The sequence below is a fragment of the Billgrantia desiderata genome, assembly GCF_900108215.1.
In the GTDB taxonomy this organism is placed as follows: Bacteria; Pseudomonadota; Gammaproteobacteria; order Pseudomonadales; family Halomonadaceae; genus Halomonas; species Halomonas desiderata.
In genome coordinates this window covers 25515-46384 of the sequence record NZ_FNVC01000016.1, presented here as the reverse complement: position 1 = coordinate 46384, position 20870 = coordinate 25515, and the positions used below count along the sequence as shown (strand labels likewise).

At 66.1% G+C, this 20870-nt stretch carries 25 protein-coding genes; 14 read left to right on the top strand and 11 right to left on the bottom strand.

Features of this window, described 5'->3' with window-relative positions:
- Positions 1 to 20 precede the first annotated feature (20 nt).
- Positions 21 to 608 (top strand): TetR/AcrR family transcriptional regulator, encoded by a 588-nt coding sequence (locus C4S71_RS14540; RefSeq protein ID WP_086510421.1) that lies wholly within the window; start codon positions 21 to 23, stop codon positions 606 to 608.
- Between the two features lie 79 nt (positions 609 to 687).
- Positions 688 to 1032 carry a TfoX/Sxy family protein gene (locus tag C4S71_RS14535; protein ID WP_086510422.1) on the top strand — a complete coding sequence of 115 codons (345 nt, stop codon included), beginning with the start codon at positions 688 to 690 and terminating at the stop codon, positions 1030 to 1032.
- 17 nt (positions 1033 to 1049) lie between these two features.
- Here the strand turns inward: C4S71_RS14535 and C4S71_RS14530 are convergent, their stop codons facing one another.
- Together C4S71_RS14530 and C4S71_RS14525 are read right to left on the bottom strand one after the other, a co-directional pair.
- Positions 1050 to 1457, bottom strand: a complete 408-nt coding sequence (locus tag C4S71_RS14530) for a VOC family protein (RefSeq protein ID WP_103969613.1) — start codon at positions 1455 to 1457, stop codon at positions 1050 to 1052.
- A 70-nt stretch (positions 1458 to 1527) separates the two neighbouring features.
- Positions 1528 to 2985, bottom strand: a complete 1458-nt coding sequence (locus C4S71_RS14525; protein WP_103969612.1) for a sodium/glutamate symporter — start codon at positions 2983 to 2985, stop codon at positions 1528 to 1530.
- 132 nt (positions 2986 to 3117) lie between these two features.
- Here C4S71_RS14525 and corA point away from each other — a divergent pair, with 132 nt between their 5' ends.
- Genes corA through yddG form a run of 3 tightly spaced genes read left to right on the top strand, consistent with a single transcriptional unit; the run spans position 3118 to position 5920 of the window.
- Positions 3118 to 4203 (top strand): magnesium/cobalt transporter CorA, encoded by a 1086-nt coding sequence (gene corA / locus C4S71_RS14520; protein WP_086510425.1) that lies wholly within the window; start codon positions 3118 to 3120, stop codon positions 4201 to 4203.
- Positions 4204 to 4222: 19 nt separating this feature from the next.
- Positions 4223 to 4981, top strand: coding sequence for a helix-turn-helix transcriptional regulator (locus C4S71_RS14515; RefSeq protein ID WP_103969611.1), 759 nt, complete (start codon positions 4223 to 4225; stop codon positions 4979 to 4981).
- 42 nt (positions 4982 to 5023) lie between these two features.
- Positions 5024 to 5920: an aromatic amino acid exporter YddG gene (gene yddG / locus C4S71_RS14510; protein ID WP_103969610.1), complete on the top strand. Its 897-nt coding sequence runs from the start codon at positions 5024 to 5026 to the stop codon at positions 5918 to 5920.
- Positions 5921 to 5961: 41 nt separating this feature from the next.
- Here the strand turns inward: yddG and C4S71_RS14505 are convergent, their stop codons facing one another.
- Both C4S71_RS14505 and C4S71_RS14500 read right to left on the bottom strand, forming a co-directional pair.
- Complete coding sequence (locus tag C4S71_RS14505) at positions 5962 to 7407, bottom strand: GntP family permease (RefSeq protein ID WP_103969609.1); 1446 nt, start codon at positions 7405 to 7407, stop codon at positions 5962 to 5964.
- Complete coding sequence (locus C4S71_RS14500) at positions 7404 to 8624, bottom strand: patatin-like phospholipase family protein (protein ID WP_103969608.1); 1221 nt, start codon at positions 8622 to 8624, stop codon at positions 7404 to 7406. Before C4S71_RS14500 ends, C4S71_RS14505 begins: the two co-directional genes overlap by 4 nt.
- 173 nt (positions 8625 to 8797) lie before the next feature.
- Here C4S71_RS14500 and C4S71_RS14495 point away from each other — a divergent pair, with 173 nt between their 5' ends.
- The gene (locus C4S71_RS14495) at positions 8798 to 8983 is read left to right on the top strand and encodes a hypothetical protein (protein WP_103969607.1); all 186 of its coding nucleotides are present in this window, start codon (positions 8798 to 8800) and stop codon (positions 8981 to 8983) included.
- 90 nt (positions 8984 to 9073) lie between these two features.
- Here C4S71_RS14495 and C4S71_RS14490 read toward each other — a convergent pair whose 3' ends face one another.
- The 5 genes from C4S71_RS14490 to C4S71_RS14470 form a co-directional block, all read right to left on the bottom strand.
- Positions 9074 to 9682: an NADPH-dependent FMN reductase gene (locus C4S71_RS14490; protein WP_103969606.1), complete on the bottom strand. Its 609-nt coding sequence runs from the start codon at positions 9680 to 9682 to the stop codon at positions 9074 to 9076.
- 39 nt (positions 9683 to 9721) lie between these two features.
- Entirely contained in the window at positions 9722 to 10663 is a 942-nt protein-coding gene (locus C4S71_RS14485) for a pirin family protein (protein WP_103969605.1), read from the bottom strand.
- A gap of 98 nt (positions 10664 to 10761) precedes the next feature.
- Entirely contained in the window at positions 10762 to 11337 is a 576-nt protein-coding gene (locus C4S71_RS14480) for an antibiotic biosynthesis monooxygenase (RefSeq protein ID WP_103969604.1), read from the bottom strand.
- Positions 11338 to 11406: 69 nt separating this feature from the next.
- Positions 11407 to 12027 carry an isochorismate family cysteine hydrolase YcaC gene (ycaC, locus tag C4S71_RS14475; RefSeq protein WP_103969603.1) on the bottom strand — a complete coding sequence of 207 codons (621 nt, stop codon included), beginning with the start codon at positions 12025 to 12027 and terminating at the stop codon, positions 11407 to 11409.
- Between the two features lie 84 nt (positions 12028 to 12111).
- Positions 12112 to 12981 carry a pirin family protein gene (locus C4S71_RS14470; protein WP_103969602.1) on the bottom strand — a complete coding sequence of 290 codons (870 nt, stop codon included), beginning with the start codon at positions 12979 to 12981 and terminating at the stop codon, positions 12112 to 12114.
- Positions 12982 to 13107: 126 nt separating this feature from the next.
- Between C4S71_RS14470 and C4S71_RS14465 the strand changes: the two genes are divergently transcribed.
- Positions 13108 to 14055, top strand: a complete 948-nt coding sequence (locus tag C4S71_RS14465; protein WP_103969601.1) for a LysR substrate-binding domain-containing protein — start codon at positions 13108 to 13110, stop codon at positions 14053 to 14055.
- Positions 14056 to 14083: 28 nt separating this feature from the next.
- Here C4S71_RS14465 and C4S71_RS22900 read toward each other — a convergent pair whose 3' ends face one another.
- Both C4S71_RS22900 and C4S71_RS14460 read right to left on the bottom strand, forming a co-directional pair.
- Entirely contained in the window at positions 14084 to 14209 is a 126-nt protein-coding gene (locus tag C4S71_RS22900) for a hypothetical protein (protein WP_254914266.1), read from the bottom strand.
- Positions 14206 to 15414, bottom strand: a complete 1209-nt coding sequence (locus C4S71_RS14460; protein ID WP_103969600.1) for an MFS transporter — start codon at positions 15412 to 15414, stop codon at positions 14206 to 14208. Before C4S71_RS14460 ends, C4S71_RS22900 begins: the two co-directional genes overlap by 4 nt.
- 160 nt (positions 15415 to 15574) lie before the next feature.
- Here C4S71_RS14460 and C4S71_RS14455 point away from each other — a divergent pair, with 160 nt between their 5' ends.
- The 7 genes from C4S71_RS14455 to C4S71_RS14425 all read left to right on the top strand — a co-directional run bounded on the left by C4S71_RS14455 (position 15575) and on the right by C4S71_RS14425 (position 20788).
- Complete coding sequence (locus C4S71_RS14455; RefSeq protein WP_103969599.1) at positions 15575 to 15754, top strand: hypothetical protein; 180 nt, start codon at positions 15575 to 15577, stop codon at positions 15752 to 15754.
- A gap of 198 nt (positions 15755 to 15952) precedes the next feature.
- Complete coding sequence (locus C4S71_RS14450) at positions 15953 to 16219, top strand: hypothetical protein (RefSeq protein ID WP_086511988.1); 267 nt, start codon at positions 15953 to 15955, stop codon at positions 16217 to 16219.
- Between the two features lie 79 nt (positions 16220 to 16298).
- A complete protein-coding gene (locus C4S71_RS14445) occupies positions 16299 to 17333 on the top strand; it encodes a histone deacetylase family protein (protein WP_103969598.1) in 1035 nt (344 codons plus the stop codon).
- A gap of 66 nt (positions 17334 to 17399) precedes the next feature.
- Positions 17400 to 17756 (top strand): RidA family protein, encoded by a 357-nt coding sequence (locus C4S71_RS14440; RefSeq protein ID WP_086511986.1) that lies wholly within the window; start codon positions 17400 to 17402, stop codon positions 17754 to 17756.
- Position 17757: 1 nt separating this feature from the next.
- Positions 17758 to 18699, top strand: a complete 942-nt coding sequence (lhpI, locus tag C4S71_RS14435; RefSeq protein ID WP_103969597.1) for a bifunctional Delta(1)-pyrroline-2-carboxylate/Delta(1)-piperideine-2-carboxylate reductase — start codon at positions 17758 to 17760, stop codon at positions 18697 to 18699.
- A complete protein-coding gene (locus C4S71_RS14430) occupies positions 18696 to 19823 on the top strand; it encodes a class II histone deacetylase (RefSeq protein ID WP_103969596.1) in 1128 nt (375 codons plus the stop codon). The genes lhpI and C4S71_RS14430 overlap by 4 nt, the downstream gene beginning before the upstream one ends.
- The gene (locus C4S71_RS14425; protein WP_103969595.1) at positions 19820 to 20788 is read left to right on the top strand and encodes a branched-chain amino acid transaminase; all 969 of its coding nucleotides are present in this window, start codon (positions 19820 to 19822) and stop codon (positions 20786 to 20788) included. Before C4S71_RS14430 ends, C4S71_RS14425 begins: the two co-directional genes overlap by 4 nt.
- The last annotated feature ends 82 nt before the right edge of the window (positions 20789 to 20870 follow it).

The window sequence follows — 20870 nt, the reverse complement described above, 5'->3', positions numbered from 1 at the left end:
TAAACATGTATGTTCATTGAATGACAAAGACACGCCGTTATACCCAGCGCAAGCGCGCCGCCGACCGTGAAGAGACCCGCCTGCGCATTGTCGAGGCAGCGATGGCACTGCACGAGGAGATCGGGCCAAGCGACACGACCATCAGCGCCATCGCCCAGCGGGCGGGCGTCCAGCGCCTGACCGTCTATCGTCATTTCCCCGACGAAACCGCGGTATTCGAGGCGTGTACCAGCCACTGGCTCGAGCTGAACCCACCGCCGGTACCAACTGCCTGGGAGGCCTGCGAAGGCGACGATGAGCGGGTGTATGCGGCGCTGCTGGCCTTTTATCGCTACTACCGGGGCACCCAGCGCATGTGGCAGGGTGCACATCGCGATGAGCCGAAGGTACCGGCGATCCAGGGGCCCATGGCGGAGTTCCGCGCTTATCTGCATGGGGTTGGCGAGGAAATTGGCAAAAGCTGCGCGGCGGGCGGGGATTCACGCCTGACGATCACGCTGCAGCATGCCCTGGCTTTCACCACCTGGGCCTCGCTGGAGTCGTTGGGACTCGATGACGAGGCCAAGGCGGCTCTGGCGCTGGCATGGGTGCAGGGGCTCGAACGCTGAAACGTCGCCCGGCATTTTTCATGTAGGTGAGCGACTGAGCTATTGCACGGCTGGCCGCTACGGAGAAGGAGGAGACGCCGTGAGCGAATACACCGATTCGCTGCGCGATGTGTTCGAGCTGTTCGGCCCCATCACCGCGCGGCGCATGTTCGGCGGCCACGGCATCTATCACGATGGCCTGATGTTCGCGCTGGTGGCCGACGATACGCTCTATCTCAAGGTCGATGCGCACAACCTGGGCGACTTCGAGCGCGAGGGGCTCGAGCCGTTCGCGTACGACAAGGGCGGCAGGGTGGTGCAGATGTCCTATTACCAGGCGCCGGAGGAGCTGTTCGAGGACCGCGAGCTGGCCGCAGCCTGGGCACGCCGCTCCTTCGAGGCCGCCCTACGCGCTCAGGCGGGCAAGCGCAAGACGAAATCCTGAGGCCCGGCCGGTGACGTTCAGATGGCGGGTGGCCCCTTGAGCTCGACGGTGTTGCCTTCGGGGTCTTCGAGGTAGAGCGAGGGGCCTGTGCCCTCGGCGCCGTAGCGTTGCATGAGTTCGCCGGCCTCGATGCCGTGCGTGGCCAGATGTCGGCGAATCGCCACCTCGTCGAAGGGCTCCAGGCGCAGGCAGAAGTGATCGAGATTGCGCCCCTCGCGGCTCGGGGCGGCGCCGCCGCGCTGTCCCAGTTGGCCTGCCACGGGTACCAGATCGATCAGACTGCGTCCGGCGCGCAGCTGGATCAGGCCGATCTCTTCCTGACGCTTCTCCACCGTGCAGCCCAGCACGTCGCAGTAGAAGGCAAGCATGGCGTCGGTGTCGCTGATGCGCAGCACCAGATGATCGATTCCTTGGATAGGCAGCATGATTTCCCGCTTCTCGTGAGGAGCCCATCGACACTATGGCTCAGGCAGTCGGCAGGCTCCAGCGCTTGAGTCACTTCCACCTGCCGCGCCCTCGCTCCGGTACCATGCGGCCGAAGTAGAGCAGGCCGAAGATCAGCCAGGCCACAGTGAGTATCAGCGTGAAGCCAAGCACGGTGGGCGCGCCGAACTGGGCGATGAGCGGCAGCGATGCCGCGGTGAACAGCCCGCCCCCGACCACCGGTTCGAACATCAACTGCTTGTAGCCGAAGCTTTCGAAGGCGCCGGAGCGGTTCTTGGGGTCGGCCATGCGCATCAGCAGCAGGCCAGTGACGGTCACCCCCATGGATTGGCCGAAGTCGCCGATGCCACGCTCGAACCAGTTCTCGGGGATCACCCGCGGGGCGATCACGATCAGCACGAACAGCGACCAGCCGATGCCGGCCAGGGCCAGCAGCAGGAACGGGATGAAGTGCTCGCCCAGGGCAGTGAGCGACAGCGTTGCCAGGGCGGCGACGATGGTGAAGTCGAGGGCGGTGCCGGCGATCCGTGCCATGGTGCGGCTCGAGACATGGGGCTCGAGGCCGAAGCGCGTCACGCTCAGCTGCACGATCACGCCGCCGATCATGGCGATGGGAAACAGCGGCACGTGGGCGAGAATCTCCAGGCCATCGTTGCGCGCCCAGGTCTGCTGTTCGATCCATTGCAGGGCCGTGAGAATCAGCCAGCCGATGGCGATGGCGATGCCGACCAGGCCGAGGTGCAGGCTCAGCGGGTCGGCGGTTTCCTCCTCCTGGGCCAGATCCTTCTTGAACTCGCTGTACTCCTCGGTGGGCGGCAGGTCGCTGGCGTCGCTTTGGATGCTCACTTCATCCAGGGCTTCGGCGGTTTTTTGCGGGTTTTCCAGTTGGATGACGCCGCGCCGGGCGGCTAGGTTGATCATCAAGGTACCGATCAGCACACCGGAGACGATGCCCACGGTGGCAAGCCCCAATGCCAGGTCGGCGCCCTCCTCGAAGCCGAGCTCGGCGAAGGTGTCCGCCATGCCTGCCGCCGTGCCGTGGCCGCCCTCGAAGCCGATCTCGATCAGGGCGCCGGCCATGGGATTCATGCCGAACACGGGCGCCAGGATGAGAATCGCCAGGGTCAGGCCGACCACGTACTGGCCCCAGGCCATGGTCTGGCCCACCACCACCTGCGGCCCGGCGCGCATCCAGATGGTGCGGAGTCCGGGAATCGGTCGGCCGATGAAGAGTGCGGCGAACACCACGTTGATCAGCAGGCCGGGCAGTGCTGCCCAGCTCTCGAAAACGTACTCGGGAAACAGACCGGCGGCTTCCTCGAAGGGGCCGGTAACGACGCGGCCCAGCACCTCGGGGCCGAGCAGCAGCAGGATGGCCCCGCCGATCACCGAGCTTGGCAGGAACAGTCGCCGCAGCCAGGGAGAGACGTTACGAATGGCGTTGCTGGCCAGCAGCACCAGTGAGATAAGCACCAGGGCGATGAAAAGCTCGCCCACCGTCATGGTCATGTCGCTCTCCTTCCTTGGGCCGCTTCCTGCCATGCATTGCCTGGTTCAGCTTAGCTGAATTCGTCCACCGTCCAAGGATGCGATACGTTATCCTGCTTCGGTCGTTGCATGCTCGATACTGGACCAGAACCCATGACCCGACTGTTCAAGAAGCACTATCACCCGGCCGGCACCGCTCCGGGAACGCTGCGCGAGCTGACGCTGGAGCAGGCGGCGCTGTTGACGCCGGCCACGTACACGCTGGCCCGTCGTGAAGCGGGGCGCTGGGGCGAGCCCCATGAGGTCGCACCTGAGGCCACCCCCAGTGTCGACGGGCAAGAGCCGCTGTGCTGGCTGCACGTGCAGGGCGTGCCCACGGCAGAAGAGCTGGAACTGTTGGGCGACCGGGTGGGGCTGCATCCGCTGGCACAGGAAGACATTCTCAACGGCGGGCAGCGGCCCAAGGTGGAGCGCTTCGATGAGTCGCTGGTGGTGTTCCTCGGCATTCCGGAAGTGGACGCTGAGGGCGACCTGCATCTCTATCAACTGGCGCTGTTCATGGGTGGCAACGTCATCATCAGCTTCATGGGCGGGGCGCTGGATCCTTTCGTCGTCTTTCGCCGACGGCTCAAGGAGCGTGGCGGCCGGGCGCTGGGCGAGGCGGACGACCTGCTCTACGGTTTGCTCGACGCCGCCGTCGACCACGCCTTCCCGGTGCTCGACAGCGTGGGCGAGCGTATCGAGGAGCTCGAGGTGGAAATTCTCGACCGCCCCGACAGCTCGACCCTGGAGCACCTGCATGGGCTGAAGCGCGAACTGATCATGCTGCGCCGCTATCTGTGGCCCACCCGCGAGGTGATCAACCAGCTGTTGCGCGATCACGACGATCTCTTCACACCAGACACGCGACTCTGGATGCGCGACATCTACGACCATACCGTGCAGGTCATCGACCTGGTGGAGAGCTATCGCGACATGACGGCCAGCCTGCTCGACGTCTACCTCTCCAGCATGAGCAATCGACTCAACGAGAGCATGCGTACCCTGACCATCATCGCCACCGTGTTCATGCCGCTGACCTTCATCGTCGGCGTGTACGGCATGAATTTCGAGAATCCCGACAGCCCCTTTGCCATGCCCGAGCTGGGCTGGTACTGGGGCTATCCTATGGTGTGGGGTGTGATGATCGCCGTCGGAATAGGAATGGTGGTGTGGTTCAAGCGCAAGCGCTGGTTCTAGGTGCCGGGATGGATATGTCATGGACAGCCCCCTCGTCGAAACCCGCAGCTACCCCGATCGCGAACTGAGCGACCGGCACGGCTTTCACCAGCTGCTGCTGGGGCTCGATGGCGCCCTGGAGCTGGAAGCGGCAGGGCGGCTCATTCACGTGACCCGCGGCGTGCTGGCCCCGGTGGCCAGCGGCGACCTGCATCATTATCTGGCGCCGGGAGACAACCGCGTGCTGGTGCTCGATCTGCCCGAGGGGTGGTGCGAGGCGCTGGCTCTGGATGGCTTGTTTGAAGGTTCGGCGCGGCGTTTGCCGGAGCCGCTGGTGACCCAGGGGGAAAGGTTAGGCGGCACCGATCAGGCGCTGGCCCGCTGGCTCGAGCTGGCGCTTGGAGCCGGCGGTCGTCGCCTGGTGCCGCCGCGGCTCAAGCTGCTCGATTTGCTGCCCGCCATGCGCGCCGACCTGGCGCACCCCTGGCGCGTGGCCGAGATGGCTCGCCGCTGCCACCTGGCCGAGGCCGTCTTCGCCCGCCAGTTCCGTGCGCTAACCGGCCAATCGCCCCACGAATGGCTGGTGCGGGAACGGTTGGCGCTGGCCCGCGAGCGGCTGCTGATCGACAACGTCTCGCTGACCGAGGTGGCCCAGGCCTGCGGCTTTGCCGACAGCGCCCATTTTTCCAAGAGTTTCCGCCAGTGGCATGCGGTTTCGCCCAGCGAGTGGCGGCGGCTGGCGTTGGTGAAGCGCGCTGCCGCCAGAAGTCAGGATTCGACAAGCGACAGCCTGGCCTGAAGGGCATGCTCGAGCCTCGACGTTGTTGACGAGGCTTGCGCAATGTTATCGCTCTCCCGCCATCAGGCCACGGCCATCGGGGCCACCACCATTCTCAACTGGGCATTGCTCGCCACCCTGACGCAGCTCTCCGGGCCGATACCGCCGTTCCTGCTCACCGGGCTGGCCTTCGGTATTGCCTTCCTGTGTTTTCTGGCCTGGAGCCTGTGGCGGCGTGAGTCGTTCACGGCGCCGCTACGTCAGGCGCCTTCTGTGTGGGCGCTGGGAGTGGGCGGGCTGTTCGGCTATCACGCGCTCTACTTCATCGCCCAGCAGAATGCACCGCCGGCCAATGCGGGGCTGATCAGCTACCTGTGGCCGCTGCTGATCGTGCTGTTCGTCGGCCTGCTGCCTGGGGAGCGGCTGCTGCCCAGGCATGTACTGGGCGGGCTGATGGGCTTTGCCGGGGCGGCGCTGTTGATCGGCGGCGACCTGGGCGCGGGCGGCAGCGTACTGGGCTATGGGGCGGCCTTCGCCTGTGCCCTGGTGTGGAGTGGCTATTCGGTGCTGTCGCGAACCAAGAAGGCGGTGCCGACCAGCGCCGTGGGTGGCTTCTGTCTGGTCACGGCGCTGCTGGCCTTCGTCTGCCACGGCCTGTTCGAGGCAACGCGCTGGCCCCAGGGCATCGAGTGGCTGGGCGTGGTCGGGCTGGGGCTGGGGCCGGTGGGCAGTGCCTTCTTCACCTGGGACATCGGCGTCAAGCACGGCGACCTGCACCTGCTCGGGCTATTGGCCTATGCCACGCCGCTACTCTCCACACTGGTGCTGATCGTGGCCGGCTACGCCGAGGCCACGCCGCTGTTGGCCTTGGCGGCAGGCGTGATCACCCTGGGCATGCTGGTCGGTAGCGGTGCGCTGGCCCGCCGCAAGAGGCGGGAACCCCCCGTGCGCTCCGCCTGAGTCGGGCGCACGGGCTGGCACAGACCGTTCAGAACGAGTCGTTAAAACGAGCCCACCAGCGAGCCCACCACGATCAACAGGATCAGCGAGATGATCGGCCCCACCACGGCCACCGCGGCGATGTCCAGATAGGCCTGGCGGTGAGTCAAGCCGCAGATCGAGAGCAGCGTGATCACCGCGCCGTTGTGGGGCAGGGCGTCCAGCCCGCCGGTGGCCACGGCGGTGACCCGGTGCAGCAGATCGGGCGAGATGCCGGCCGCCTGACCCATGGCCAGGTAGGTGTCGCCGAGGGTGGAGAGCGCGATGCTCATGCCGCCGGAGGCGGAACCGGTCATGCCGGCCAGCAGGTTTACGGCGATGGCCAGCGAGATCAGCGGATTGTCGCCGCCGGCGGTGGTCACCCAGGCGCTGATGGCATCGAAGGCCGCCAGCGAGGCGATCACCGAGCCGAAGCCGACCAGGCTCGCGGTGTTGAAGATCGGCAGCAGCGAGGCGTTGGCGCCGCTGTCCAGCGAGGCGGTCAGCTGCTGCAGCCGCGGCCAGTTGAGCGCGATCAGCACGAGGATGGAGAGCACCAGGGCGGCGATCACCGACCACACGCCGCGCACCGATTCGATACTGGTGGCGCCGTAGACCGGATCCGCCAGGTAGCCGGTGTCCATGGCCGGGATGACCACAACGGTGAACAGCAGGTTCAGCGCGATTACCAGCACGATGGGTAGCAGTGCCAGGGGCAGGCTGGGCAGCCCGCTGCGTGGCTGGGGCTGAACCTCGGCCAGGTCGAAGCCTTCGCCGGCGGCGCGCTCGCGCAGGTGATCGGGAGGCGTGGGCTCGCTGTCATGCTCGCCGTAGCCTTCGCCCGCTGCCCGGGCCTGCCGGGCGCGGTAGGTGAGCCAGGCCTGGCCCAGGCTCAGCATGATCAGCCCGGTCATGATGCCGAGCCCCGGTGCGGCGAAGGGCGAGGTGCCGAAGAACGGCATCGGGATGGCGTTCTGGATGGCCGGGGTGCCGGGCAGGGCGGTCATGGTGAAGGTGAAAGCGCCCAGAGCGATGGTGCCGGGAACCAGCCGCTTGGGCAGGTCGGCCTTGCGAAACAGCGCCGCGGCAATGGGAAACACGGCGAAGGCCACCACGAACAGCGACACGCCGCCGTAGGTCATCACCGCGCAGGAGAGCACCACGGCGAGAATCGCCCGGCTCTCGCCCAGGCGTTCGACGATGGCGCCGGCCAGCACCTCGGCGCTGCCGGAGTCCTCCATCAGCTTGCCGAAGATCGCCCCCAGCAGGAACAGCGGGAAGTACTGGACGATGAAGCCCCCGGCCGAGCCCATGAACACCTGGGTGTAGCTGGCCAGCAGCGGGGTGTCCACCGACACCAGCGCCACCAGGGCAGCCAGCGCCGGGGCCAGGATCAGCAGGCTCAGGCCGCGGTAGGCCAGGTACATCAACAGGACCAGCGCAACGACGATGGCCAGGATGCCGCTCATGACTTGTCTCCCTTACCGCTCTTCTTCCTTGTCATGGAGCCCTTGCGACTGCTCGCCTCGTCGGCGGGCCGCTTGTCATTGGGCGGCTTGTCGTTAGATGGCCTGGCGCTGGGCTCCTCGGCGCTGGGCTTGTCCAGTTCAGCCGCGTCGACGTCCTGGCTCGTGCCGCTGGGGCGCGCGAGCGGGCGGAAGGTATCGCTGAACACGGCATTGAGATCGAAGGTGGAGCACTGACCCAGCTTGTCGAAGTTCTCCTGCAGCCACAGGTCGGCCCAGCCGCGGCCCTGGCGATAGAGGCGCGAGACGAAATCCCACTGGGCGTTGAGCTTGCTCGAGGCGGAGAGCTTTTCCACCTCCTGCTCGGCATGGATCAGGTGCAGTCGCATGGAGCGGTAACGCTCCACTTCGAGCCCTTCGGCGTCGATCAATTGCTGCAACAGCTGAATGCTGCGCAGCTCCTTGATCAGGCTGGTATTGAAGGTGATCTCGTTGATGCGGTTGATGATGTCCCGGGCACTGTCCGGAAGGCGTTGACGCACCAGCGGGTTGACCTGTACCACCACCAGGTCCTGACAGTCCATGTCATCCACCAGCGGGAACAGTGCCGGGTTGCCGCTGTAGCCGCCGTCCCAGTAGGCCTCGCCGTCGATTTCAACCGCCGGGAACATGAACGGCAGGCAGGCCGAGGCCATCACGGTATCCACCGTGATCTCGGGCTGAGAGAAGACCTTGGCGCGGCCGGTTCTGACGTTGGTGGCGGTGACGTACACCTTGGTCTTGCGACAGGCATTCACCCGTTCGAAGTCGACCAGCTTACCCACCAGGTCGCGCAGCGGATTGAGCTTCATCGGGTTTAGCTTCGCCGGGGCGATGAGCTGGGTGAGGCTTTCGAACAGCAGATAGCTGGGCGAGTTGTCCAGGCTGCTGTTGCCCATCAACTGGTCCCACGGTGTCGGTTGGATGGGCGAGAAGCGCGCCGCATCGCTGACGCCACGCCAGAAATCGTGCAGTGCCTGGCGCGCGCCCTCACGCCCGCCGCGGTGCAATCCATCGGCCAGCACCACGGCATTCATCGCTCCTGCACTGGTACCGCTCACGCCGTCGATCTCCAGCCGCTCCTCTTCCAGCAGGCGGTCGAGCACGCCCCAGGTCAGGGCGCCGTGTGAGCCGCCGCCCTGCAGGGCGAGATCGATGTGCTTGCGTTCTTCCTTGGCCATGACAGCTCCTGCGTGGTTCATGTTGCATTGCAGTATAACGACTTCAGCTGCGATTGCATGTCGGGTCAGGGGAGGAAACCGAACAAGGGTTGAACTAAAGTCTAATGACGTGGATAATATGAAAAATGCTTCCACAAACGTAACGGAGGCGGTTCCGAGAACCGTGAGAGATCATGAATACACTGCGTTTCCCCACTATCTGGGATCTGCCGCTGCCGAGCCGTCGTGACCTCAACGCCGTCGACAGCGAAGCGGCCCCCGCCACCGAGCGCTTTCTGACCATCTGGGATGTTCCGCTGCGCGCCAAGAAGGCCAAGCACAAGCGTGCTGCCCGCAAGCTACCCAAGTTCTATATGTGAAGGGCGAGCTTGGGCAGTGATCAAAGGCGTCCATGCCGGTCGGCATGGACGCCTTTTTCGTCTGTGGTTGGGGATTTGAGCGCTTACCGCTCACCCACCGTCGAGGGGACTTGTCGCTTGCAGCTTGGCCAGTGTCGTCACCAGGCGCCGGCAGAGGGCGTCGAGGCGCTCCCGCTGGCTCTCGTCCGTCAGCTCACCGGCTTCACCGAAGGCCTGGGCGGCGCGGGGTATCGCCAGCGGATTGGGCAGCACGGTCACGCCGAGATTGCCCAGCAGCTGGCGGAGCAGGGCGAGGCTGCGCATGCCGCCGAACGCCCCCGGCGAGGCGGAAACCACCGCGGCCACCTGGTCGGCGAACAGGGCCAGACCGCTGTTCTCTCCGTCCGAACGGGACATCCAGTCGAGCGTGTTCTTCATCAGCGGGGTAATGAAGCCGTTGTACTCCGGTGAGGCGAGCAGCAGCCCCTGATGCTCGGCAAGCAGGGCCTGGAGGCTGCGCGCGTTGGCAGGGAGCCCTTCGCGATTTTCCAGATCGCCGTCGTAGAGCGGCATCGGGTAGTCGCGCAGGTCGATGAAGGTGGCCAGGCCGCCGACATGTTCGACTCGCTCGGCCGCCAGGCGGGCGAGGCGCTTGTTGAAAGAGTTCTCTCTGGCGCTGCCGGCGAAGACCAGTATGCGCGGTGGCGTATAGGTGGTCATGAGTGCCTCTCTTCAGGTGGCGGGGAGGGGAAGCCGTCTTCAGGCCTGCCAGGGCAGCGGCGGCGGCTCCAGGCGCTTGCCATCGAACTGGGGAATGCTGCCGAAGCGCTCGCTGCCGGCTTCCCAGTCGCGCTGGGCCTCGATGATCTCGGCCTTGCTGTGACCGACGAAGTTCCACCAGATCAGGATCTCCTCGCCCAGCGGTTCGCCGCCCACCAGGATCGCACGTCCACCTGCCGGCAGTTCGATGGTGACGTCGCGGCGTCCGCGCCCAAGGTAAGCCAGCTCGTTGGTGGCGAAGCGTTCGCCTGCGATCGCGAGTTCGCCTTCCAGCGGCAGCAGGCCGTACTCGAACTCCTCACGTAGCAGCAGCTCCAGCGCGCCGCCCGACGAGGCCGCCAGATCCAGACCCACCAGCGGCGAAAAGGCCAGCGTCGGTGCGCGGTGGCCGCCGAACTCCCCGGTGAGCAGGGTCATCTCGACGTCGCCTTCGCGCCACTGCGGCAGTGTCGGATAGTGGTCGAAGCGCGGGTCGGTGCGACGATGGGCTTCGGGCAGGGCGATCCAGAGCTGGGCGGCATGCAGGTGCGACTCGCCGGGTACCGACTCCTCGGTGTGACTGATTCCGCGACCCGCCGTCATCAGGTTGACCTGGCCGGGGCGAATCACCTGCTCGTTGCCCAGACTGTCACGATGCAGCACTTCCCCCTCGATCATCCAGGTGAAGGTCTGCAGGCCGATGTGCGGGTGGGGGCCGACACGCAAACCGCGTGAGTCGCCTTTGAACACCGCCGGGCCGGCATGGTCGAGGAAGCACCAGGCGCCGATCAGGCGGCGATGGCGCGAAGGCAGCACGCGGTTGACGGGGATGCCGCCCACGTCGGCGGTACGCGGTGCGACATGCTGCACCTGGCGTTTACCGTCGACGATGGGGCAATCCAGGGAGGAGGAGAGATCGGCTTCGTTGACGAGATTGCTCATTGTCGTTTTCCCGGAAGGATGAAGTGGGCAGGACGGAAGGCGCTCGTTTCAGCATAGGCTCTGGCCGTTCGCCCTGCCTGAGAGAGGAGGCTCATGACTCAACGGAACAGCCAGGGCGCTACTAGTTTCACCACCCGGGGCATGACCACGTAGACCACCAGCGCGACGATGGTGGCGGCGATCAGCCCGTGACGAATCCCCCAGGTGTCGAGTAGCGGCAGCAGGCCGAACAGCGGTTGCCACAGCAGCGGTACGATGATGGTCAGCGGCCAGATCACCGAGGTGGTCACCAGCCACTGTTTCCAGCGCGTTGGCTGCCTGCTGGCGGGGGTGGGGGGGGTGAACCAGTAGTCGATGCCGCTGACGATCTCCACCCGCTCGGCCTGTTGCAGGTCTCCCTGAATGGTCGCCATGAGTTCACGGCGTTCGGCCGACTCCCGCCAGCGTCGGGCGTCGTCGTCGCTGGCGAAGCGCACGGCGATCTCGTAGTCGTGATGACCTTCGGGAGGACGCAGGATGTGCACCCCCTGATGGCCGGGGAAGCGTCCGGCGGCCTCGATGATCTGGCGCAGCCAGGTCTCGTAGCGATCCGCGGCCCCGGGCCGCACGCGGTGGTGGATCTGGATGGTCGCCCCGTCGCAGTGGTCGGTGGGTTTGAGTTGGTGAGTGGACATGACGCCTCCTGGGCAGGCCGAAGTGCGTGGTGAATGGGGTTGGGCCCGGCAGGTGCCGGGCCCGGCCCATTAGCGCTTCTGGGCGGTGTAGCTCTGGATCAGGTTGGCGTAGGCGGGCAGGTGGCCGGCCAGCAGGCCGCCGAAGCCCTCGATGTCGTTGCGCCAGTCGCGGTGCAGCTCGCAACCCACTCCGAACCAGGTCATCAGCTGAGCACCGGCTTGGGACATGCGGTCCCAGGCGGCGTCCCGGGTGGTCTGGTTGAAGGTGCCGGAAGCGTCGGTGACGACGAATACCTCATAGCCTTCTTCCAGGGCCGAGAGTACCGGGAAGGCCACGCATACCTCGGTCACCACGCCGGCGATCAGCAGCTGCTTCTTGCCGGTGGCCTTGATCGCCGCCACAAACTCTTCGTTGTCCCAGGCGTTGATCTGTCCGGGGCGGGCGAAGTAGGGTGCGTCGGGGAACATCTCCTTCAGTTCCGGCACCATCGGCCCGTTGGGGCCGTCCTCGAAGCTGGTGGTGAGGATGGTGGGGATCCCGAAGAACTTGGCGATGTCGGCCAGGGCCAGCACGTTGTTCTTGAAATCGTCTGGGCTGAAGTCGCGCACCAGCGAGAGCAGACCGGACTGATGATCGACCATCAGCAGGGCCACATCGTCCTTGTCGAGTCGGTTGTAGGTAAAGGACATGGCGTCTTTCCTCTTGGGTTGAGGGAGGGGTTGGGAGAGTGCGCCCGGTCAGGGAGCCGGGCGCGGTTGGGCGCGGCGGTGCCGCTAACCCTCCAGGCGACCGAACTTGCCGGCCTGGAAATCGGCGAAGGCTTGATGTATCTCGGCTTCGCTGTTCATCACGAAGGGGCCGTACCCCACCACCGGCTCGCCCAAGGGGGCTCCGGCGAGCAGCAGCAGCTTGGCGTCGTTGTTGGCTTCAAGCCGTATCTCGTCGCCCTGGCGCTCGAAGCACACCAGGCCGGCATCACGCACCACGGCGTCGCCGTTGACCTGTACCGTCCCTTCGAGCACCACCAGCAGCGTGGTGTGCCCTTCGGGGACTTGCAGGCTCGTTTCGCCGCCTGCCGACAACCGCAGATCCCACACCTCGATCGGGCTGAAGGTATGAGCCGGCCCTTCGTGGCCGCGGTACTTGCCGGCGACCACCCGTAGCTCGCCGGCGCGGTCAGGCAGCGCGACGCGTGGAATGTCGGCGTCGAGCAGGGTCTGGTAGGCCGCGGGGGCCGACTTGTGCTCGGCCGGCAGGTTGACCCACAGCTGCACCATTTCCAGGGTGCCGCCCTGCGCGGTGAAGTCGCTGGAGTGAAACTCCTCGTGAACGATGCCGGCTCCGGCGGTCATCCACTGCACGTCACCCTCGCCGATGCGACCGCCGCTGCCGGTGGAGTCGCGATGCTCCAGTTCGCCCTTGTAGACCAGGGTCACGGTCTCGAAGCCACGGTGCGGGTGAGCGCCGACGCCGCGCGGCCGGCTTGCCGGCGGGAAGTCATGCGGGCCGGCATGGTCAAGCAGCAGGAAGGGGCTCAGGTGATCGGCGCCGTGGCGGTCATAGCTGAACAGCGAGCGTACGGGGAAGCCGTCGCCGACCCAGTGGCCGCGAGGGGCGCCGTAGATGCCTTGGATCTTCTTCATGGTCTGGCTCCTGCATGGATTGGGCCTTTGCCCGATACAGGAAGCTTATGAGGAGAACGGAAGGGGCAGTAGAGGGTATAATTCACACTCAGCGTTCCATGAATAGGACAACAAGGGCGGAACGATATGCAGGACCTCAACGACCTCTACTACTTCGTCCAGGTGGTGGACCATGGTGGCTTTGCCCCGGCCGGGCGCGCCCTCGGCATTCCCAAATCGAAGCTGAGCCGACGCATCGCACAACTCGAGGAGCGACTGGGTGCCCGGTTGATTCATCGCTCCACGCGCCATCTCTCGGTCACCGAGCTGGGCCAGGCTTATTACCGCCACTGCGCGGCGATGCTGGTGGAGGCGGAGGCCGCCGAGGAGCTGATTCAGCGTAACCTGGCGCTACCGCGGGGTACGGTGCGGCTGAGCTGCCCGCCGAGCCTGCTGCACTATCTGATCACCCCGCTGCTGGTGCGCTTCATGGCCCAGTGTCCCGACGTGGAGGTGCAGGTGGAGGCCACCAGCCGCAGGGTGGACGTGATAAGGGAAGGTTTCGACATGGCCATCCGCGTGCGTTTTCCGCCGCTCGAGGACAGCGATCTGTCGATGAAGGTGCTGTCGCGCAGCCCTCAGCGCCTGGTGGCCGCCCCCGCCCTGTTCGAAGCATGGCCGAGGCCGCAAGCGCCGGGCGATCTGGCCGGGTTGCCCAGCCTCGACTTCGATCAGGTGGGCAGACAGCACGACTGGGTGCTGGACGGCCCCGAGGGGGCGACGGCGCAGATTCGTCATCATCCGCGGCTGGTCACCGACAACGCCGAGACGCTTCATCAGGCCGCGTTGGCCGGGCTGGGAGTGGTCAAGCTGGCTTTGCTTGTCGCCGGCAACGACTTGAAGGCGGGACGTCTCGTCGACGCGATACCCGGCTGGGAGCCGAGGGGTGGCGTGCTGCATGCGGTCTTCCCCTCGCGGCGGGGCGTGCTGCCCGCCGTGCGGGCATTGCTCGACTTCCTGGCCGAGCACATCAACGAGATCGACTTCACCAGCGATACCGCCTGGGCGTTGTCTCAGGTGACGAGCGAAGCGTGAGGCGGGTGGGGAAGGGGGATTGGCAGGTTCAGCACAGCCGCACGCCGAGCAGCAGCAGCGACGCATCGGCGGTTTGCCAGCCCCACCAGACCAGTGCCAGGGCACCGGCCAGGACGATCAGAGCGGCAAGTTTCACCAAGGGGTAACGCTTCATGCCTGAGCCTCGCGAGGAGCGTTGCGCTCGATGGGGGCCTCGCTGATGAACCAGTGCAGCAGGGCGGCGATCACCGAGAGCAGAATGGCAAGCTTCCATACCACATCATAGTCGCCGTGCAGATCGTAGAGCATGCCGCCCAGCCATACGCCGGTGAACGAGCCGACCTGGTGGAACAGGAAGACGATGCCGCCGAGCATGGAGAGATGGCGTACGCCGAACACCGCGGCCACGATGCCGTTGGTCAGCGGCACGGTGGAGAGCCACAGCAGGCCGATGGCGATGCCGAACAGGTAGGCGCTGGCGGGGCTCAGCGGCAGGAACACGAAGGCGGCGATCACCGCGCCGCGGGTCAGGTAGAGCCAGCTGAGCAGGCGCGGCTTGGAGTAGATTCCGCCGAGCCAGCCGGCGGCGTAGGTACCGAAGATGTTGAACAGCCCCACCAGGGCCAGCACCGTGCTGCCGACGTGCAGCGCCAGGCCGTTGTCGAACAGATAGCCGGGCAGATGCACGCCGATGAACACCACCTGAAAGCCGCACACGAAGAAGCCCAGGCAGAGCAGCCAGAAGCCGCGATGGCCGGCGGCTTCGTCCAGCGCCCCGCGCAGTGAGAGGTCCGTGGCCAGGCGCGCGGAGGGGCGGTCCTTCAGCATGGCGCCGAGCGGCACCATCATCGCTGCCAGGGCGCCCATGGCCAGCAGCGCGGCCGACCAGCCCAGCCAGCCGAGCAGCCCCAAAGTGCCGGGCAGCATGGCGAACTGGCCGAACGAGCCCGCCGCGCTGACGATACCCATGGCCATGCTGCGCTTCTCCGGGGCCACGGCACGGCCCACGGCGCCCAGGATCACCGAGAAGGTGGTGCCCGAAAGCCCCAGGCCGATCAGCAGCCCGGCGGAGAGCGACATCCCCAGCGCCGACTCGGAAATCCCCATGAACAGCAGACCCAGGGCATAGAGCGCACCGCCGATGACCACCACCCGGGCGGCACCGTAGCGATCCGCCAGCGCGCCGGTGAAGGGTTGGGCAAAGCCCCAGATCAGGTTCTGCAGCGCCAGGGCAAAGGCGAATACCTCACGCCCCCAGCCCAGATCGCTGCTCATGGGCTCCAGAAACAGACCAAACCCATGGCGTAGCCCCATGGCCAGCGAGATGACCAGGCTGCCGAGCAGGATCAGCAGCAGCGAGTGGCGGCGGAGGGCGTCCATGGTGTGTCCCGTTTGCAGGCTAACGAGCATGCACTATCGCGCGTTATCGAGGGGCTGGCAATGTCGCCATTTGGCGACTTCCTTGTAGCCGCTGCGCCACATGTGTAACAGCGCTGTACTTCGCTATCATGAACACTGTTCGTCAACTTGGAGAATCACCATGTCACGGCGCTTGTCATTTACTTTACTGGTCGTCCTTGCCGCCATGCTGATGGCCGGCTGCAGCTACCAGCCGGCACGCATCAAGTCGGAACCGTTGATCGTCATCGACGACAATCGCGGTGGGCATCACGGCGGCCGCTTCTGCCCGCCCGGGCAGGCCAAGAAGGGGCGCTGCTGAAGCCGCTCCTCGGCCACTCAGGCGGTGTTTGTCAAAACAGGCGGTATCCAACAGGCAGTACCACGTAGATGCAGTACCACATAGATGCAGTACCACATAGATGCAGTACCACATAGAGAGTCGCGCTCGAACCGAAACACGACGACTCCGTACGGGAAACGAAGGGGCATCTTCCGCTTTGCCAGCGAGGTAAAAGTCATGAAACTGCTCCCGCGTCTGCTCACCCTGGCCGTTCTGCCCATGCTGCTGGCGCTGGCCGGCTGCAGCTATTCGCCGGCACGCATCACCCCCGAGCCACTGGTGGTGGTCGATGGCTCGCATCGCCACTATCACGGCGACAAGCACCGCTACCGCCACCGCGATCGCTACGTGGAGCGGCACTATTACTACCACGATCGACGCTACCGCGATCATCGTCGCGGCGGCTTCTGCCCGCCCGGGCAGGCCAAGAAGGGGCGCTGCTGAAGTAACCGGATGGTTTCACGATGCCGCCCGGCAGGGTAGGGTAGAAGAACTATCGACTCGCTTCGCTTGAGGAACCGAGATGAAGCTCTTCTACCACCCCGATCAGGAGCTGCACGCACCGGGCTCCTTCCTGCTGCGCGGCAAGATCACCGCGTCTCCTGAGGGCCCGGTGCGTGCCGAGCTGCTGGCCAGGGGTATCGAGGCCACCGGTCTGGCACTGCACGAGCCGGAGGACGTCGACAGCCCGCGGCTGCGCAGCCGTCTGGAGAAGATTCACACGCCGCGCTATCTGAGCTTCCTCGAGACCATTCATGCCCGCTGGCGCGAGCTGCCCGGTGCTTCCGAGCTGGTGATGCCCAACATCCACCCCTGCGGCGGCGGACATCACTATCCCCGCCACCCGGTGGGTCAGGCGGGCTGGCATCTGCACGACATGGCGTGCCCCATCGGCGCCGACAGTTTCCGCGGCATACTGGCCAGCGCGGCCACGGCCCAGGCAGCTGCCGAGGCGCTGCTGGAAGGCCATGGCACCACCTATGCGCTGTGTCGTCCCCCCGGCCACCACGCCGGGCCCGATCGGGCCGGAGGATTCTGCTTCCTCAACAACTCGGCGTTGGCGGCAACGGTGCTGCGCGAGCACTTCGCGCGGGTGGCGATACTGGATGTCGACCTGCACCACGGCAACGGCACTCAGGACATCTTCTATTACAGGGGCGATGTCTGGACAGGCTCGCTGCACGTGGATCCGAGCGACTTCTATCCTTTCTTCTGGGGCGGCGCCAACGAGGAGGGCATGGGCGAAGGCCTGGGCGCCAACGTCAACCTGCCGCTGCCGTTGGGCTGCGACGGGGCGGCGTTCCTCGAGGCGCTGGAGATCCTGATTGCCAGGCTGGAAGCCTTCCGCCCCGAGGCGGTGGTCGTGGCGCTGGGGCTCGATGCGCATCGTGACGATCCGCTGGCCGGCATGACCCTCGACACGCAGGATTTCACCGCGGTGGGGCGTCGTCTCGGCCGCATGAGACTGCCCGTCGTCCTGGTTCAGGAGGGTGGCTACCCGACCGAACACCTCGGCAATAACCTTGCCGCCTTCATGGATGGCTTCATGGGTGGCTGACGTCGCCTCGTAGCCATGCCATGATCGGCAGCTTCATTCCCATCACCTTTTGCAAGAGAGAACGACATGTCCGTGCAATACCATGAGAGCAACGCCCGCATGAGCCAGATCGCCGTGCACAACGGTACCGTCTATCTGGCCGGCCAGGTGCCGAGCGATGCCACTGCCGACATGCGCGGCCAGACCGAGCAGGTACTGGCGCGCATCGACGAGCTGCTGGCTCAGGCCGGCAGCTCCAAGGAGCATCTCATCTCGGCCCAGGTGTGGGTGACCGACATGGCCGAATTCGACCAGATGAACGCCGCCTGGGAAGCCTGGGTGGTGCCGGGGCGTCCGCCGGTTCGCGCCGCGTTGGAGGCCAAGCTGGCCAAGCCCGAGTGGAAAGTCGAGATCATGGTGATCGCGGCGCTGCCGGAGGCCTGACATGCGCGTCGTCACCGCCGATGAGGTAGCCGCCGCGCTGCCCTGGGAGGCGCTGATCGAGCGATTGGCGCTGACCTTCCGTGAAGGAGTCGAGGCGCCGCCGCGTCATCATCACGCCATGCATCGGCCGGATGGCGAAGCCACCATGCTGTTGATGCCGGCCTGGGAACGGGCCGGCTACATTGGCGTGAAGATGGTCAACGTCTTCCCGCAGAATGCCGAGCATGGCCTGCCGGCCATCGCCGGCGTCTATTTTCTCAGCGAGGGGGCCCATGGCCGCCCGCTGGCCTGTCTCGAGGGCAGCGAACTGACCCGGCGGCGCACGGCGGCGGCCTCTGCGCTGGCGGCCCGCGAGCTGGCCCGCGAAGACGCCCAGTCGCTGCTGGTGGTGGGCACCGGCAAGCTGGCCCCGATGGTGATCGAGGCACACGCCGCGGTGCGCCCCATTCGGCGCGTGCGCGTGTGGGGGCGCAGCGTGGAGAAGGCGCGCCAGGTAGCGGCTGAGTACGCCGAGCGCTTCGACTGCGAGGCGGTGGAGGATCTCGCTGCCGCTGCTCGCGAGGCCGATGTGATCAGCTGCGTGACGCTCTCCAGCGAGCCATTGATCCGCGGCGAGTGGCTCACTCCCGGCACGCACCTCGACCTGATCGGCGCCTTTCGCCCCAGCATGCGTGAAACCGACGCCGAGTGTGTGCGTCGCTCTCAGGTGTTCGTCGACACCTACGCCGGGGCCAGGGGCGAGGCCGGCGACCTGCACCAGGCCATTGCGGAAGGGGCGTTCTCCTTCGACGACATCGCCGCCGACCTGGCGGAGCTGCTCAAAGGGGAGAAGCCGGGGCGTACAAGTCCCGATGCGATCACGCTGTTCAAGTCGGTGGGGGCTTCGCTCGAGGATCTGGCGGCTGCCATCGAGGTCTGGGAGCAACTGGAGAAGCGGCCATGAGCGAAGGGCGCAGAACCGGTTTCTTCTGGCACGAGCGCTGCTTCTGGCATGACCCCGGTGCCATCGGCGTGTTCTCGGCGCCGGGAGAGTTCCTGCAGCCGCAGCCCGCTTCCGAAAGCCCCGAGAGCAAGCGTCGGCTGAAGAACCTGCTCGAAGTCTCGGGGCTGATCGACGAGCTCGACGTGCGCAAGGCGCCGCCTGCCAGTCGCGAGGACCTGGCGCGATTCCACACCGGGCGCTATCTGGATGAACTCGAAGAGGGCGACAGGACTCACGGCGGTGACGCCGGGGAGTGTGCCCCGTACACGCCGGGCAGCCTGGCGGCGGCCCGTCAGTCGGCCGGCCTGGCGATCGCTGCGGTGGAGGCAGTTGCTGGCGGTGAGTTGCCCAATGCCTACGCCCTGTGTCGCCCGCCGGGACATCATGCCGAGGCCGACCGCGGGCGCGGCTTCTGCCTGCTCGGCAACATTCCCGTGGCGGTGATGCGGGCCAGGGCGCTGGGTCTGGTTCGGCGCGTGGCGATTCTCGACTGGGACGTGCACCACGGCAACGGGCAGCAGGCGGCGTTCTACGACGACCCCGACGTGCTGACGGTGTCGATCCACCAGGCCGGCAACTATCCGCTCGACACCGGCGACTTCGGTGAGCTGGGCGAGGGCGCGGGCCTAGGTGCCAACCTCAACCTGCCGATGCCGCCCGGCAGCGGCATCGGTGCCTATCGCTATGCCATGCAGGAATTGGTGCTGCCCGCCATCGGTGGCTTCGCCCCCGATCTGATCGTGGTGGCCTGCGGCTACGATGCCTGTGGCAAGGACCCGCTGGGCAAGATGATGCTCAACAGCTCGGCCTTCGCTGCCATGACGCAGCAACTGAAGGCCTTGGCCGAGCGTATCGGCGGCGGCAAGCTGGTGATGATTCATGAGGGCGGCTATTCCGAGGGCTACGTGCCGCTGTGCGGTCATGCGGTGCTGCAAGCCCTGTCGGGTAGCCGCATTGCGGTACCCGATCCGCAGAACGACGAGATCGCCGCCTGGGCCTACCAGTCGCTGCAACCCCATCAGCGCGCGCTGATCGACAGCTGGCGAGAGGGGTGGCAGCGCGTTGGAACGACGAGGACGACATGACCCCGTTATACGATCGCGACGGCTGGATCTGGCTGGACGGCGAGTGGCTGCCCTGGCGCGACGCCAAGACGCACCTGCTCACCCACACCCTGCACTACGGTATGGGCTGCTTCGAGGGCGTGCGGGCCTATGCGGGAGCCCACGGCACCCACCTGTTTCGGGTCGCCGAGCATACCCGCCGGCTGCTCGACAGTGCCCACGCGCTGGACATTCCCGTGGCCTTCGATGAAGAGGTGCTGATCGAGGCGCAGCGTCAATGCCTGGTGCGCAACGAATTGCGCAATGCCTATCTCAAGCCGACCGTGTTCTTCGGTGCCGAAGGGCTGGGGCTGCGCGCCAAGGGCCTTTCGGTGCACGTCATGATCGCCGCCTGGGATCTGGGCGATTACGTTTCGTCCGAAGCCGCCACCCTGGGGCTGCGGGCGCTGACCTCCTCCTGGGCTCGCCACCACGTCAACATCAGCCTGTGCCGGGCCAAGACCAACGGCCATTACGTCAACTCCATCCTGGCGCTCAACACCGCCGTCAAGGCGGGGTTCGACGAGGCGATCATGCTCGACCCCGAGGGCTACGTGGCCGAGGCATCCGCCGCCAACGTCTTCCTGCTGCGCGACGGAGCGCTGCATACGCCGGAAGTGACCTCCTGCCTGCAGGGCATCACCCGCGACAGCGTGATTCACTTGGCCCGCGAGGTGCTCGGGCTCGAGGTGCGCGAACGCCGTATCACCCGCGACGAGCTGTATACCGCCGACGAGGCCTTCGTCACCGGCACGGCCGCCGAGATCCTGCCGCTGCGTGAGCTCGACGGGCGCCACATCGGTGCCCGAGCCGGCGCACCATTGCCGGGGCAGCCCATCGACGTCAACTCCGTGACGGCGCAGCTGCAGCAGCTCTATCGGCAGGTCACCCGCGGCGAGCTGGAAGACGGCCTGGCGAACTACGGCGTCTGGTTGACGTCGATGTGACCCCCGCGCGCATTGCTGCGATCCACGGCGAGACGGGCATGGCCTTGCGCAGGCTGCTAATATGGCCCCACCTCGGAAGAAG